Below are 14,179 nucleotides of genomic sequence, written 5' to 3'. Positions count from 1 at the left end.
ATGACTTAAGACGCTTTTTTGAAATTTTAAATTGAGGATTTCTTTTGTCCGATATACCATGCGAGCACGGATTGTAAATTTGCACGATTGGTAATGGCTGTGTAAAAAATGTCAAATCCGCATGAGCGTGGAAACACAATAGCAAACACAAAATTGCTTCTCAAAATAAAAGAGAACACTCAATCCTATTGATATTCTTTATTAAAACTTTCTGATAATTCCATAGTACCTGCCAATGACTGGATCTCCCATAAGAACGGGACAAGCTATTCAACCGAAGTTTCATTGTTCGTGCTGCGCAGGAAACGAATCGCTAGCTATTAGTGGCAGTTTTAGTTTATTTACGTAATTTATATTCTTCAGTAATTATTTCTCTTACCTCTTTTCCTTTTTTATTTAATGTAATCAGACGTTTGTTTAAACTTAGTAGGTTAATCCTCCAAAAAAACCTACTTGAGTAAGCTTCATTTAATAAATTTTTCCCGTTTTCTGTTATAGGAATAGCTATAGAATTTTCGTTTTGGAGTTTTATTAAATCAAAAAACTGACCATATAAAGTATTGTTTGAAGCAATCGTATTCATGTTCGTTTGAGTAATATAGAGCAATCTTACAGTTTGGTCGTATTCCATAATTTTATCAGAAACTTTTTTATTTCTTATAATTCTTAAAGAACCACTACTTTTTAGTTGTTGAATTGTTCGGTCATTCTGAACAAAATCAGGAAATCCAAGAGTGGATAACCATAATTTATTAGCTTTATTTGAATTTTCTTGAATGTTTTTAGAAGTTATTTCTTTTAATAAAGCATTTATTAAAGTTATTCTATTTCTTAAATCGATTTGTAAATTTTCAGTTTGCTTAACATCAGCAGAGATATCCTCGACAATAGAATGAATATACTCATCCTCTCTATGATTTTCTATCATGACTTCAAGTCTCCATTCTGCGAGAAATCCGCAAAAAACAGCAAAAAATAACATTAAAAATTCCCGAATATAAGATTTCCAAGTTTTTTTTCCTTCATGATGTCCGTGGTGATGTACTTCCATATAATTGTTTTACTTTAAATAAGTTATTTACATTTAAAATTTTGTTTTTAAAACTTTCTGCCAATAAGAATTGTATATTAAACATCTTTTTCAAAATACAAAAAAATATAAATTGCTAATCCAAAATTTATTGAATTTGTTGTAACTAATCTATATCCATTTTTAGAATATTCATTAAGTTTTTCTTGAATTTCTTGTTTGGATTTTATTACAATGTGATTTTTGTCAAAAGAAAATTTTGAATAATAAATTAAGGTTTCTACTTTGTAGTCTTTCATTGTTTTATGGTTCTAGTTTTTAAAATTTTTGCCAAGTTGTAAACAAGCACAATAAACTAGCACCAGCCAATCTAGCCGGATTAAAGCGTTTTTATTTCATCTTATGCATTGCTCAAATATATTAAAATAATCTTACAAATTGTAATTTTGAAATACGAGTTTGTAAAAATTATCCGTCTCACATAGCCCCGATAGCAGTGAGAACCCTGCTTCCCGAAGTCTTCCTTTTTAGAACAAAATGTTATTAGAACTAGCTGCTGTGCGAATGTCCCCCGCTCTACGATGTCTTCCTTTTTAGCACAAAATGTTATTAGAACTAGTTGGTGTGCGAATGTCTCTGACTTCGCACCCATTCCTATATGCCGTTCCAACTTTATCAAACCCAATATTCATTGTATTTGGTAAAATTATTTAAATTCAGAACATCAACAATTATAGTGTCAGCTTTTTCTATTTTCAATAATCCTGAATCTGAAACATAATTGTTGGCACTGGAATAAACATAATGAGAAGCTTTCTCGACAATTCCAGCCCTAACAGGATTCAGATGAATATAATCTAGCTTTGTCCACATAAACTTGTTGCTGTAAACTACTTCAGGATGATTGCCATATTGCCACACGAGCTCTTTCAGAGCGAGGTAGATGACCATTTACAATTTATCGAATTATGAAAACGGGAATCTGAAAATCTCAAAGGAAAAACTCAATACTATTGAAGTTGAATTGGATAATTTTAATCAGAAGGCGAAACAACAAATAAAAACTTTAGAGTTAAAAGGCATTCTGAAACACTATGAAAACAATCATTATTCGGATAATAACGAAATTACAAGAGCTGAAATTGAGGCGATTGAATATCTAAAAGCCTTCAAAACTGTAGACGAAACTATTTATAACATTGGAAATGAAATAGCATAAAAAAAAACCTGCAAGTTTGCGATTGAAGATTCTTGTGTTATTTGGAAACCGTCAGAGGAATTTGTAATCCATGCGTATTCCAATGGTCAATGGTTTAGGACTCTTTTTTTTAATTTTAAATTGAGGATTTCTTTTGTCCGATATACCATGCGAGCACGGATTGTAAATTTGCACGATTGGCGTATGTTTTTATAGAATTGTACAATAAGTAAACCAAAAAAAGAGGCTGTCCAAAATTATTTGGAACAGCCTCTTTTTATTTTAGTTCACTCAGCGTTGCCTAAATTTTAATTGAGCAATCTAAAATGAGCATCTTATTTAATGGTTTTTAGCATTTCTTCAACAGCTCTTTCTAATTGTTTGTCTTGTCCGTTCAAATAATCTTCGTATTTTAATGCAACTGGAATATCTGGATTTACTTGTAAGTTTTCAGTAGGTCTGTTTTCTTTTCCGATAGTAGCTACCATTGGAATTCCGAAAACTAAAGTAGGATCAATTTGGGTTTCCCACCAGACAGCGGTTCCTGTTCCGGGTACGCCCATTCCAATTAATTTTCCAATCCCGTTTTGCTTGTACACATATGGGAAAATAAATGCATCTGAATAATTGCCTTCGCTCATTAATACACAACTTGGTTTGGTCCATCTACCTAATGGTTCTGCATCTTTTAATCGGTTGCCTTGTGGGGCAAATTCAAGGTAGCGTTTGCCACTCAATAACGTATTCAAATCATCGTGTAACCAGCCACCACCATTAAAACGAGTATCTACAATCAAAGCTTCTTTTTCGAAATTCTTACCCATTACTTGGTCAAAAACTTCTCTAAAACTACCGTCGTTCATACCTTGTACATGCACGTAGCCTACTTTACCGTTACTCAATTTTTCAGTAATTTGATTCATTTTTCTAATCCAACGATTGTACATTAAACCCGATTCTTCACCAAATGAAATCGGCTTCACCGATTCTTGAAACGCCACACCAGTAGCATCAACTCCAGAAATTAGGATTAATTTACCCGTTTTTCTGTTCAAAAACTTAGCCCAATCCGTATTTGCAGTAATTTGCTCATTGTCAATTTTGTTGATAGTGGCGCCTGCTTTAAGCTTTAAGCCTGTTTTATCAAAAGGCCCGCCTACGATAACCTCAGTAACTTTTAAACCGTCAGTGGCATTTTTTTCATCGTATAGCAAACCCAAACAAGCGGTTGCATCCATATTAGGAAAATTAGTGCTGTAGCGCCCTCCGGTGTGTGATGCGTTGAGCTCTCCTAAAATTTCACTCAATAATTCTTGAAAATCATAGTTGTTATTGATGTGTGGTAAAAATTTAGCATAAGTTTCTTTATACATTTTCCAATCCACGCCATGTAATTTTGGGTCGTAAAATTTCTTAGCGGTTTGTCTCCACATGTGATTGAAAATGTAGTTGCGCTCTGCTTCGGTGTTTAAAACCATCTCTGCCGATACACTGATTCCGATAATTTTCCCGCTTTCAGTTTCAATTTTAGATAAGCCTCCTTCGTTTCGTGCAAACAATGTTTTGTTGTCCTTACTCAAAAATAAAGTACTTGGGGATGATCCTAGTTTGGCTAAAATCTTAGTTTCCTTCGTTTTGGTATCGGTTACCCAAAGGTCGAATCCTTTTTCAAAAGAAGCTAAATAGAACAGTTTGCTTCCGTCATCATTAAACACAAAATCAGCAATAGAAGAGCTGTTGATGGTTACACGTACTTTTCTGGTTTCAAGATCGGTTAAATCTGGATTCCAAATTACTACTTCCTCTTTTTTAGGGGTTTCTTTTTTATTTTTATCAGTGCTAGCAGCAGTTTTTTTGTCATCGGCTTCTTTCTCTTTGTCTTTTATTTCTTTTGCAAGTGCAGCTTCTTCTTTGGATAATTTAAAATTTTCAAAGTCTTTTTTATCGAAAAATACGGCGTACACATCGAGTTCTCTACTGCCCTGATTGGCTAGTGATTTTCGACCTTCTTTGCTGCTCAACCACGCAAGCGCTTTTCCTTTCATTTGTTGTTTGGCCGCATCTTCGCCAAAACCACTCATAATTGGGTATTTAGTTTCAGAACCATCAGCTTTGATCATCGCGGTATGGGTTGCATTAAAATTCCCCATACTATCATCTACAAAAAGCCATTTGCTATCATCACTCCAGTTGAAACCAAAATCGCCATCAGAATAACTGTGATTTCTACCTTCGGGTAAAATGGTTCTTGTATTTTTGGTCGCCAAATTGTACACACGAACAATATTGCGATCTTCAACAAAAGCTATTTCTTTGCCGTCAGGGCTAAATTTAGGCATAAACTCTTCCTTGTCAGAAGGAATTAGTTTTTCCTCTTTAATTAAGGTAGCTGAGTAAAAATAAGCTTCCTCTTTTCGTTCTACTTTAGCGGTATAAAGATCCCAACTTTCTCCTCGCTCTGAAGCATAAATAAGCGTTTTACTGTCCGGTGACCATTGCACATGGCGCTCTTGCTCTGGTGTGTTAGTAATTCTTTTAGTACTTCCACCGTCGGCATTGGTAACAAAAATTTCGCCTCTAGAAACAATTGCAATTTCTTTTCCGTTTGGACTTGGCACAAACTCTGAAATGGAACCTGCAATAGGTACGTTTTTCTCTACATTGCCTTTACCATCATTTTGGATCGTAATTTTTACTTTTTGTGGGCTTTGACCTTCCTTCAAAGTATAAATTTCACCGTCTTGCGAAAAGCACATGGTGTTGTCTTGTGCAACACTTAAATGTCTTACTGGGTTGTTCTTAAAAGTAGTTAAGGCCGTTGCTGTTTTAGCAGATAGGTTTTGCTTGAAAATGTTTTGATTGCTGCCGTCTGCTTCGCTCAAAAAGAAAATATGTTGGTTGTCGTTGCTGTATACCGGCTCGCGGTCTTCACCTTCGTAAGTGCTTAATTGTGTGTAGGTTTTTTTATTGACGTCAAATACCCAAATATCACGCGTTACGCTGCTGGTGTGGTGTTTACGTAAGACATCTTCATACCCTTTGCGGTCTTGAAAAACAATTTGATTTCCTGCTGCGTTGTAGCGAGCATATTCTATTCCGCCCTCAGTAACCAACACCGGTTTTCCGCCAGTTGCTGCAACTGTATAAAGGTTTTGGAACAAACGAGGCGAGTAAAAATGAATATTATTGCTGCTCGTTTGACGGCTAGAACCAAATAATACATTTTTACTATCAGGTGAAAAATCATACGGATAATCAGCCGCTGAGTTAAACGTTAATCGGGTAGGAGTTCCTCCGGTTACGGGTAGCGTAAACACATCAAAATTTCCGTAGCGGTCACTAGCAAAAGCAATTTGCTTGCCATCTTTACTCCACACAGGCATCATGTCGTGTCCTTCATGAATGGTAATAGGAACTGCAGTGCCACCTCGGGCATTGACTACATAGATATCGCCTTTGTAGCCAAAAGCAATGTTTTTGCCATCAGGCGATAGCGCGGGATGGCGCAACCAGAGGGCATCTTGTGCGAATGATACTGTGCTTGCTACTAACAATAAGCCACAATATAGAGATGATTTTAAATTCATAATTAATTAAGAGTTTGGTTCTTCATTTAGTAGCTTATTTTGAGATTTTGTTACAGGTTTACTTTGTTTTTTTGAGATTTGAAAAAGCAAAAAAGGAGAAGACTTTTTTTATGTTCAAGTCTCGTTCATTGGCAAGCATTGCAAATTAGCATATGCTTAAAAGTGATGGATTACCGTGCAGTTTTTTAATAATTTTTTGAAATAATATTATTCTTAGGTAGGGTAAAGTACTTTCTAGTTGTCTTACTATTGAAGTTAGAAATAAAAAAGATAGTAACTATAACAAAAAATTCTAATCATGAAAACAATTAAATCTTTACTGATCCTACTTTTTTTGGGAATAATAGCAACAGCACATGCACAAGAAGCTAGTGTGAAAAGTGAAACAAACATAAATGTCAATACGGATAAAATTACGTATTATCAGCAAAGGGGCAGAGAAGATGCCACTTATGAGTTGACCTTTACGGCTCAAACTAAAGCCGAAGAAAAGGCTTTCTGGAAAGAGCAAAAAGAGTACGAAAAGGAGTTAAAGAAAAAAAATAGAAAAGCGTATCAGGCCTATATTGCCAGCAAGGAAGATGTTTACACAACGCATCATTCTCATTGTGATTCCCATTGTCAACACAGCGATGCCTTTTATGGACATGCAGGATTTTATTATTATGAATACGATCAAAAAAATTATCAAAGAAGACCAAGCACTACTTCAGTACGTACACAAATAGGAGTGCGTGCTCATAGCTTACGATTAGGCCTTTTTTAATATATTGAACTATAGAAAAAGCCGTTTTTTCTCGTTGAGGAAGAACGGCTTTATTTGTTTGACATCAGGTTTTTATTGTTCGTGCTGTATACGCAAAAAACTCTAGCTGTTAATGATAGTTTTATTGTTCATAGTATTCAAAAGCGTCAATTATGTCTAAATACACTCCGTCAAAATTTGAATCTATTATTTTTTTTAGGTAAGAGTTGTTGTTACCATAAATAATGTTCTGCCATTCTGTATTCCAATATTTTACTTTATAATTTCCTGCCCAATTTGGGTTTTCGGTATCTAACCAACTTGGTTTATATGTATTCCAACGCGGTTGCCAATAATATCTATAATTTTCTGCTTCGCCAATAGACATATAAGAAAGGATTAATCTTTTTCCACCATTAGCTTTGTTTTTTAATTGTGTAATTTCTGAACTTGTAAATTGTGTATTGTCTTTAAAAAACAAGTCCATTATGAGTAAATCATAGTTGGTTGATGTAACAGCTGTAATAAATTCACTTTTTGATGTGAAATTTGTAGGATTGATTAGATACAAGAAATTTTTTACTTGAGATAAATTATTGACTACTACATTGTTTTCTTGATATAATGGATTGGGAAAGAATGGTATGTTAGTTAGTTCTCTCTGATTTGCTGAAAAAGATATATATCCCGCATTAAAGTTTTCAAGATAAGAATTTGTCATTTTTGATTGAGTAGAACAATAGTCAGTTACTAAAATGGTTTTGCCTGCGTTTTTTGAAATATTTAATAGTTCTCTCAAGTAATTATTATCTATTGAAGAGGTTGCTTGGTCGTCATTGTCATAACCATAAAACAAGTCTTCTTGCCCATTAGCATCTATTGCCTTTAGGTAATCTGTATGAGGTTGTCCTGATATTTGACCATTGCTACTTACTAACTCTATTCCGTTTTGTGGAACAATAAGGAAATTTGGTTTTATTGCTTTCGAGTATTGACTGATCCCGATTACAAACTCTCTCATTTTTTGTTTGAATTCGGTTTCGTTGTCAAGATTATTATCATCTTTACTACAAGATGAAAATGAAAATATTAATGTTGCTAAAATAAATGTCTTGAATTTCATATGTATCTTATCTTTTTTTAGGACGAGCGGTTATGTAAAATTACTCTCGCCGTCTTGAACGTATGGGTAGCGTTATGTGTTTAGCTCATGCTCATAATCTTTATCAATTCAAATTAATCACTAAAATCGTTTAATTGCTATATCCATACTTTCTGGCAGAACTATATTTTCAATCTTTTGGGTCTGTAATAAAGTAAGGCACTAATAGGATTTTTGGTTCAACTACAAATATAGTGTTTAATAGCATTTTTTTTATTCACTTTTTACTCTTGTAGAATGCAGCATATCAAACTTCCAACCTTTAAGGGTTAAAATTGCCGTGGCGCTTTCTAGCCAATGTGCTTTTCTAATAATTTTATCATCAACAGAAATAGTTGCATAGTTGTGGTAGGCAACCCAAGCGGTTTTGTTGGTAACTTTGATGTCTATAATTTGAATGGTGTTTACTCGTTTTGGGATGGGTAAATTGAGTTTGGCTGTATTCAAATACTTTGCAATAATATCGTTATTCCACACTTCGCCGTGTTCTAACAGCAGGAAATCTTTGGTGTAATATTTCTCAATGTTTTTAGGTTCTAATTTGGACCATATTTCATCAAACGATTTGAGTACTAGTTTTTCAATCTGTTTTTTGTGTGTTTCTTTTGAAACTTGACCGAATGCTATCGAATTAAAAAACAGCATCAAAATTATGGTGTTACGTGTTTTCATTGTTGTTGAGAGTAAATTAAATATCAGTTGATGATTTAAATGTAGTTGTTTTTTCAGGTTTCTGCAATTTTTATAGTTTGCCAGAAAGAAGGTGATATTAATTTTTTATAAAGTAAGTAAGCACTTAAAGCAAATGAGAGTCAAAGGGATTTTTTAAGAGCGTTTTCTCAAAAACACTTCAAATTAGCTGGTGAGTTTTATTAATATAGTTTTGGAGCTGTCATTCCTTGTTTTACATAATAATTTTTATTCATTTCAAAGTGACTTGTCGTCATTTCATTATAATATTCTTTAAATGAAGATAAATTATATTTTAATCTCAGATTATCAATATTTAATGAATCAAGTAATCCGTTTTTTGGAATTGCTTGTCCTACTTTATTGTATGTAACTTGCGAACCAAATCTCTGCTTTTGGTTTAGGTTAATTGCAATTCTGTCCTCAAGCATTGCATAATTAGATTTTTCGGCATTATTTTTCTCGATTTCTTTTTCTAATGCTTTAAGCATTTTCTGTTGGAACTTAATATCATTGTCCGCATGTTGAATAGTAATCCAGAATTTTTTCGAGCTTTCTTGACCAATCTTATTATATCCCAAATAACCATATTCTGAATATATTTTTTTAATTTTTTTTTGATTATCAATACCAACACTATCTCTTTTCATTTCAAAAATTTTCCAAGCTTCATTTTTTCCAAATTTTTAATGAGGTCTTCAGAAGGAGTTGCAAAACTATATTTTTGGTCAATAGTAAATATGTAATCCAGTTCGGAAGTTATTTTTTCTTTATCAGAATTCGATATTTCTTTAGTTGAATTACAACTAATTATAACTAAAATTAAAAAAAATAATGATTTATTCATCTATTTCGATTTTTTTGGTAACATGGTCTATAAATTGTATGTAAGTAAAAAAACTTCCCAAACACTAACTAGTCTAGCTCGAGACATTCGCACAGCAGCTCAAGATTTAAAGGACGTTTTTTTTAACACTTCGAGCAGCGGGGGATAACTCCATAAGTGTTGACGGCATGTAATCGGTTCCGTTCAACACAGGTTTCATTGTTCGGCTTGCAGCCGCAACGAAACCTTATCTGTTAGCAGATGTTTTTTTACTTTTTTAGTAGTTCATTTATTTTATTTTCTAATTTTTTTAGTACGTTAAATGTCAGAACGTCATTTATATATTCAATTTTTCCATCTTTATCTATTATGATATTATAAGGATAATGCGGAATTTTAAATTGATCAATGATTGTTTTTCCGTTTGGAACTATTGTAAAATCTAATTTATGATTTATTAAAAATTTGTTTATTATTTCTGTGTTATTCCAAGTTACAGCGAAAAATTCTACTTCTTGATTTATGTATTTTTGTTTTAAATTGTTCAATTCAGGAAACTCAGCGACACAAGGTTTACATCGAGTAAACCAAAAATTTAAAACGATTATTTTTCCTTTAAGATTTTCAAGATTAAATTTTTCCCCATTTAAATCTTCAAGATTTAGTTCACCAATTTTTGAACCATCTAATTCATTTCTAAAATCTTTTTCAGCTTTAAGTTTATTTTTAATGTCTGTCTTTTTATTCTTGATTTCTTCTTTACTTAATTCTTTATTCAAAATTACAAGTTCATTACTTATTGTATCTTTTAAAAGTATTTGCGTATAATTAAAAATTTTTGAGTTTTTTATTAAAGAATCATTTTCTTTTTTCGTGTATGGCTTACCATTTTCGAATATAGACTTGATTATGATTTTCGGATTTTCTTTCTGAATTTCAATAAACTCATTTCTGTCTATTTTTTTACATTCTTCAATAGTAAATTTCTTTTCTTGACTAATTACTATGTTACTAAATAAAAGAATTATAAAAAATACAATTATGTTTTTTGATTTCATTTTTCGTGTTTTTAGGTAAAATATCTGCTAACTTGTAAATACGTCTGACAAAATCAGACCTATCACCCCAATTTTAGGTGGTTTTGTCTGACAAGAGTCAGTTTTATTTATTTTCAAATGTAGTATATTTATTTTATAAATCATCAAACGGACTTTTTATTGGTTGCAAACTTTTCGTACTTACGTGGGTATAAATTTCGGTAGTTTTACTACTATTATGACCCAATAATTCTTTTTATGTAGCTCAAATTAGTTCTGCTTTTTAAATATGTGCTTTATGCTGATGTCCAAACAGAGTTATAGTTTTAATACGTGTTATCTCGAAAAAATTATCCGTCTCAAATAGCCCCGCTCCCTGAAGTCTTCCTTTTTAGCACAAAATGTTATTAGAACTATTTGCTGTGCGAATGTCTCTGACTTCGCACCAATTCCTATATGCCGTTCCAATTTTATCAAACTCAATATTCATTGTATTTGGTAAAATTATTCAAATTTATAACATCAACAAATGGAGTATCTGCTTTTTCTATTTTCAACAATCCTGAATCAGAAACATAATTGCTGGCACTGGAATAAATATAATGCGAAGCTTTCTCGACAATTCCAGCCCTAACAGGATTCAGATGAATATAATCTAGCTTTGTCCACATAAACTTGTTGCTGTAAACTTCTTCAGGATGATTGCCATATTGCCAAAACTGATAATTTTTATTTCTGGAATGACTTTCGGTTGCCAATTTAAAGCGTTCCAACATCCATTCTCTTCTGCTTTCAGGGCTATTTTGAATTTTCTCTAAAATTGATTTCGCTGTAAATTTTTTGAAATCTCTAATCAAGTCAGATAGTGTTGCTTCTTGTGATTGTATTATCATGTGGATATGATTACTCATTATAACATATCCGTACAAAATCATTCCTTTATTGTGGATACAATAATCTAAACTTTTAATTATTACATCTTTATAAGTTTGTCTTGTAAAAACATCAATCCAATCTACAACGGTGAAAGTAATAAAATGCGGTTAAGTTTGGGCTCTTATTTTATATCCTTCTGACATTACTTTTTATCAAATGTAATTATTTATCGTATAAGTAAAAAATTGTGTTTGTTGCCTATTGGAGTAGGTGCGAAGTCAGAGACATTCGCATAGCAGCCCAGAATTTAAATAACGTTTTTTTTAATAATACTTCGAGCAGCTGGGATATTTTCTATTATTAGAATATTATTGCAAAAGATAAACGTAAATCTGCTACACTCCTTGAAGACTTCCTTTTTAGAACAAGAGCAGAAATAATTTTATGCATTGAAGTGTAATTTAATGGATGTAGTATTAGTAACGATTTTTGCAATAAGTGACATTATAACTACAATTTCAAAAAACAGAAGTGTATAAAACACAATTATTCTCCATATAAACCCTGTCATGGAATACTTTTTATAGGTCGCATTAAAATAGACCCAAAAAGGAAACAATACAATCAAGAAGAAATAAATGATTGTTAAAATACCTAAAAAGGATTTAATTTCCTCAAATACTCTCAAAAGTGACAATAAGTTGACAAATAAACACAAAACCAAGATTCCCAACAAATTTATTCCGGCAATGATGAAATGCTCCGCTAGGTTGATTTTCAATCTTTTGAAAATCAGAAAAGCATTTACCGCAAATAACGGAACTAATCCAAATAGAATTAATTTTACATTATTCGATAAGAAGTTCATTAATTGTATTCCCTCATTTGTATTTTTAGAAACTGATGGAGGATTCAGGTCATGATAATAATGCACCGTTAGAATATTCAAAGCGATTATTATTAAAGAGAGTGCAAAAACATTATAGTAGTTTACTCTTTTGCCATGAATGTAATCTAAAGCTGCTTGCCCAGGTCTTGTAAATGTTTCTTTTAAAGTAAATAAGATTCCTTTTTCCATATGGAACACACCGTGTATGATATCGTGGGCAAAAAAATGCTTTAAGGTTATGGCGTGTGTATTGCTTTTTTGACCGCAATTCTGACAATAATTACCAGAAACATCTTGTTCACAGTTTAGGCATTGTTTGTTCTCCATGGGTTACTATTTTGCTTTTTAGAATAGGTTATATTTTGTAAGTAAAAGTAATAATTTATTGTCTCTAAATAAAAAAGCTTTCAAGAATATTATCTGAAAGCTTTATTAAAATTATTTTGTCTAGTCCTGAAATAGCGTGACATAAAAAGAACAGTTATAGGATATCATCAACAAAGAGCAGTAATTGCCAAAACAATAAATCATTTAAAAATCAACGAAATAGACTTCTAACCCGCTCCCCGAAGTCTTCCTTTTTAGCACAAAATGTTATTAGAACTAGTTGCTGTGCGAATGTCTCTGACTTCGCACCCGTTCCTATTTACCGTTCCAACTTTATCAAACTCAATATTTATTGTATTTGGTAAAATTATTCAAATTCATAACATCAACAATTGGAGTGGCTGCTTTTTCTATTTTCAACAATCCTGAATCAGAGACATAATTGCTGGCACTGGAATAAACATAATGAGAAGCTTTCTCGACAATTCCAGCCCTAACAGGATTCAGATGAATATAATCTAGCTTTGTCCACATAAACTTGTTGCTGTAAACTTCTTCAGGATGATTGCCATATTGCCAAAAATGATAATTTTTGTTTCTGGAATGACTTTCGGTTGCCAATTTAAAGCGTTCCAACATCCATTTTCTTCTGCTTTCAGGACTATTTTGAATTTTTTCTAAAATTGATTTGGCTGTAAATTTTTTGAAATCTCTAATCAAGTCAGATAGTGTTGCTTCTTGTGATTGTATTATCATGTGGATATGATTACTCATTATGACATATCCGAACAAAATCATTCCTTTATTCTGGATGCAATAATCTAAACTTTCAATTATCACATCTTTATAAGTTTGTCTTGTAAAAATATCAATCCAATCGACAACGGTAATAGTTATACAATGCGGTAAAGTGTGGTCTCTTATTTTATATCCTTCTGACATTTCTTTATATCAAATATAATTATTTATCTTACAAGTAAAAAATTGTGTTTGTTGACTATTGGATTGGGTGCGAAGTCGGAGACATTCGCACAGCAGCCTGCAGTTTGTAAGAATTTTTTTTTAACACTTCGAGCAGCTGGGTTTTTATTTATTCCAATTTTCAGTTTCGCTTCGGCACCGTTTTAAAAGGCGGAAGTATTTTAAAATTATTTATTATTTCAAGAAAAACTATAGACTTTATTTTTCAGACGCTTTGGTTTGTGTTTGAGATTTTAGATTATTTGCTTTTAATATTTTTATCTCTTTTCGTAAAGTATCGATTTGCTTTTGGTTGTAATTGTTGACTTCTGATATTTTTAGTTGAATTGCTAAATAAGCAATAATTAAAGATAAAACAGGAATTACTATTTGTACAAAATCCTTTAAATTATTCTTTAAATTTGAGTAAAATATATTTTTGTATTTATTTTTAGAATAAGAAGAAACGCCTTCTGGCGTTGCAAATAATCCTTTTTTATCTTCGTCGTTCCAAAAAAAATAATCAATTTCTTTACTTGAAGTTAGTTCTGAAATCAAGTAATATAGATTTGATTTGTCAATATTTAATTTACTATGGATTAAATCACAAGAAACACTATATTCAAGACTGGTTTTGTTATCAAACTTATTAGATTGTTCAGATAGCAATTTCAATAAATTATGTTTCTTTAAATTACGGTTCATATATTCAATGTATTTCGGTTCTCTAAACTGAGGCATAACGTCAGTCTGTGAAAAAACTCCCGTTTTATTATGCTCAAATATACTAAAAAACTTGTATTAAAAGAAGATTTTTCGTATTTTTAAGCATGCAACACATCATAGGTACTT

The 14,179-nt window shown here is 32.0% G+C and carries 15 protein-coding genes; 2 read left to right on the top strand and 13 right to left on the bottom strand.

What is annotated here, in order from left to right:
• Window positions 1-337: 337 nt before the first annotated feature.
• The 3 genes from ACNQGB_RS09605 to ACNQGB_RS09595 form a co-directional block, all read right to left on the bottom strand.
• A complete protein-coding gene (locus ACNQGB_RS09605; protein ID WP_417946502.1) occupies window positions 338-1,051 on the bottom strand; it encodes a hypothetical protein in 714 nt (237 codons plus the stop codon).
• Between the two features lie 77 nt (window positions 1,052-1,128).
• On the bottom strand, window positions 1,129-1,329 hold the full coding sequence (locus ACNQGB_RS09600) for a DUF4177 domain-containing protein (RefSeq protein WP_417946504.1): 201 nt from the start codon (window positions 1,327-1,329) through the stop codon (window positions 1,129-1,131).
• Between the two features lie 376 nt (window positions 1,330-1,705).
• Complete coding sequence (locus ACNQGB_RS09595; RefSeq protein ID WP_417946506.1) at window positions 1,706-1,981, bottom strand: hypothetical protein; 276 nt, start codon at window positions 1,979-1,981, stop codon at window positions 1,706-1,708.
• On the opposite strand from ACNQGB_RS09595, the gene ACNQGB_RS09590 reads away from it, so the two are divergent.
• Entirely contained in the window at window positions 1,974-2,249 is a 276-nt protein-coding gene (locus tag ACNQGB_RS09590) for a hypothetical protein (RefSeq protein WP_417946508.1), read from the top strand. The two genes, ACNQGB_RS09595 and ACNQGB_RS09590, sit on opposite strands and share 8 nt — an antisense overlap.
• A 314-nt stretch (window positions 2,250-2,563) precedes the next feature.
• Here the strand turns inward: ACNQGB_RS09590 and ACNQGB_RS09585 are convergent, their stop codons facing one another.
• Window positions 2,564-5,815 carry a S41 family peptidase gene (locus ACNQGB_RS09585; protein ID WP_417946510.1) on the bottom strand — a complete coding sequence of 1,084 codons (3,252 nt, stop codon included), beginning with the start codon at window positions 5,813-5,815 and terminating at the stop codon, window positions 2,564-2,566.
• A 298-nt stretch (window positions 5,816-6,113) separates the two neighbouring features.
• Between ACNQGB_RS09585 and ACNQGB_RS09580 the strand changes: the two genes are divergently transcribed.
• Window positions 6,114-6,581, top strand: a complete 468-nt coding sequence (locus ACNQGB_RS09580; RefSeq protein ID WP_417946511.1) for a hypothetical protein — start codon at window positions 6,114-6,116, stop codon at window positions 6,579-6,581.
• Between the two features lie 121 nt (window positions 6,582-6,702).
• On the opposite strand, the gene ACNQGB_RS09575 is transcribed toward ACNQGB_RS09580, so the two are convergent.
• The 9 genes from ACNQGB_RS09575 to ACNQGB_RS09535 form a co-directional block, all read right to left on the bottom strand.
• Entirely contained in the window at window positions 6,703-7,683 is a 981-nt protein-coding gene (locus ACNQGB_RS09575; protein WP_417946512.1) for an endo alpha-1,4 polygalactosaminidase, read from the bottom strand.
• Window positions 7,684-7,935: 252 nt separating this feature from the next.
• Window positions 7,936-8,394 (bottom strand): DUF4440 domain-containing protein, encoded by a 459-nt coding sequence (locus ACNQGB_RS09570; RefSeq protein ID WP_417946514.1) that lies wholly within the window; start codon window positions 8,392-8,394, stop codon window positions 7,936-7,938.
• A 200-nt stretch (window positions 8,395-8,594) separates the two neighbouring features.
• A complete protein-coding gene (locus tag ACNQGB_RS09565; protein WP_417946516.1) occupies window positions 8,595-9,062 on the bottom strand; it encodes a DUF6624 domain-containing protein in 468 nt (155 codons plus the stop codon).
• Window positions 9,059-9,259, bottom strand: coding sequence for a hypothetical protein (locus ACNQGB_RS09560; RefSeq protein ID WP_417946518.1), 201 nt, complete (start codon window positions 9,257-9,259; stop codon window positions 9,059-9,061). The genes ACNQGB_RS09565 and ACNQGB_RS09560 overlap by 4 nt, the downstream gene beginning before the upstream one ends.
• A gap of 248 nt (window positions 9,260-9,507) precedes the next feature.
• A complete protein-coding gene (locus ACNQGB_RS09555) occupies window positions 9,508-10,296 on the bottom strand; it encodes a TlpA family protein disulfide reductase (protein ID WP_417946520.1) in 789 nt (262 codons plus the stop codon).
• A gap of 458 nt (window positions 10,297-10,754) precedes the next feature.
• Window positions 10,755-11,309, bottom strand: coding sequence for an REP-associated tyrosine transposase (locus tag ACNQGB_RS09550; RefSeq protein ID WP_417946528.1), 555 nt, complete (start codon window positions 11,307-11,309; stop codon window positions 10,755-10,757).
• 284 nt (window positions 11,310-11,593) lie between these two features.
• Window positions 11,594-12,367, bottom strand: coding sequence for a DUF3667 domain-containing protein (locus ACNQGB_RS09545; RefSeq protein ID WP_417946522.1), 774 nt, complete (start codon window positions 12,365-12,367; stop codon window positions 11,594-11,596).
• A gap of 342 nt (window positions 12,368-12,709) precedes the next feature.
• Window positions 12,710-13,309 (bottom strand): REP-associated tyrosine transposase, encoded by a 600-nt coding sequence (locus tag ACNQGB_RS09540; protein WP_417946523.1) that lies wholly within the window; start codon window positions 13,307-13,309, stop codon window positions 12,710-12,712.
• 237 nt (window positions 13,310-13,546) lie between these two features.
• Window positions 13,547-14,032 (bottom strand): hypothetical protein, encoded by a 486-nt coding sequence (locus ACNQGB_RS09535; protein WP_417946525.1) that lies wholly within the window; start codon window positions 14,030-14,032, stop codon window positions 13,547-13,549.
• Window positions 14,033-14,179: the final 147 nt, after the last annotated feature.

This window comes from Flavobacterium frigidum (assembly GCF_048286795.2).
Note: the sequence above shows the minus strand (reverse complement) of the source record. Positions and strands in the feature narration are given on the sequence as shown.

Excerpts from the sequence above, each read along its gene's own strand:
- ACNQGB_RS09605 (WP_417946502.1), bottom strand. The coding sequence starts at position 1,051 with ATGGAAGTACATCACCACGGACATCATGAAGGAAAAAAAACTTGGAAA.
- ACNQGB_RS09600 (WP_417946504.1), bottom strand. The coding sequence starts at position 1,329 with ATGAAAGACTACAAAGTAGAAACCTTAATTTATTATTCAAAATTTTCT.
- ACNQGB_RS09590 (WP_417946508.1), top strand. The coding sequence starts at position 1,974 with ATGACCATTTACAATTTATCGAATTATGAAAACGGGAATCTGAAAATC.
- ACNQGB_RS09595 (WP_417946506.1), bottom strand. The coding sequence starts at position 1,981 with ATGGTCATCTACCTCGCTCTGAAAGAGCTCGTGTGGCAATATGGCAAT.
- ACNQGB_RS09585 (WP_417946510.1), bottom strand. The coding sequence starts at position 5,815 with ATGAATTTAAAATCATCTCTATATTGTGGCTTATTGTTAGTAGCAAGC.
- ACNQGB_RS09580 (WP_417946511.1), top strand. The coding sequence starts at position 6,114 with ATGAAAACAATTAAATCTTTACTGATCCTACTTTTTTTGGGAATAATA.
- ACNQGB_RS09575 (WP_417946512.1), bottom strand. The coding sequence starts at position 7,683 with ATGAAATTCAAGACATTTATTTTAGCAACATTAATATTTTCATTTTCA.
- ACNQGB_RS09570 (WP_417946514.1), bottom strand. The coding sequence starts at position 8,394 with ATGAAAACACGTAACACCATAATTTTGATGCTGTTTTTTAATTCGATA.
- ACNQGB_RS09565 (WP_417946516.1), bottom strand. The coding sequence starts at position 9,062 with ATGAAAAGAGATAGTGTTGGTATTGATAATCAAAAAAAAATTAAAAAA.
- ACNQGB_RS09560 (WP_417946518.1), bottom strand. The coding sequence starts at position 9,259 with ATGAATAAATCATTATTTTTTTTAATTTTAGTTATAATTAGTTGTAAT.
- ACNQGB_RS09555 (WP_417946520.1), bottom strand. The coding sequence starts at position 10,296 with ATGAAATCAAAAAACATAATTGTATTTTTTATAATTCTTTTATTTAGT.
- ACNQGB_RS09545 (WP_417946522.1), bottom strand. The coding sequence starts at position 12,367 with ATGGAGAACAAACAATGCCTAAACTGTGAACAAGATGTTTCTGGTAAT.
- ACNQGB_RS09540 (WP_417946523.1), bottom strand. The coding sequence starts at position 13,309 with ATGTCAGAAGGATATAAAATAAGAGACCACACTTTACCGCATTGTATA.
- ACNQGB_RS09535 (WP_417946525.1), bottom strand. The coding sequence starts at position 14,032 with ATGAACCGTAATTTAAAGAAACATAATTTATTGAAATTGCTATCTGAA.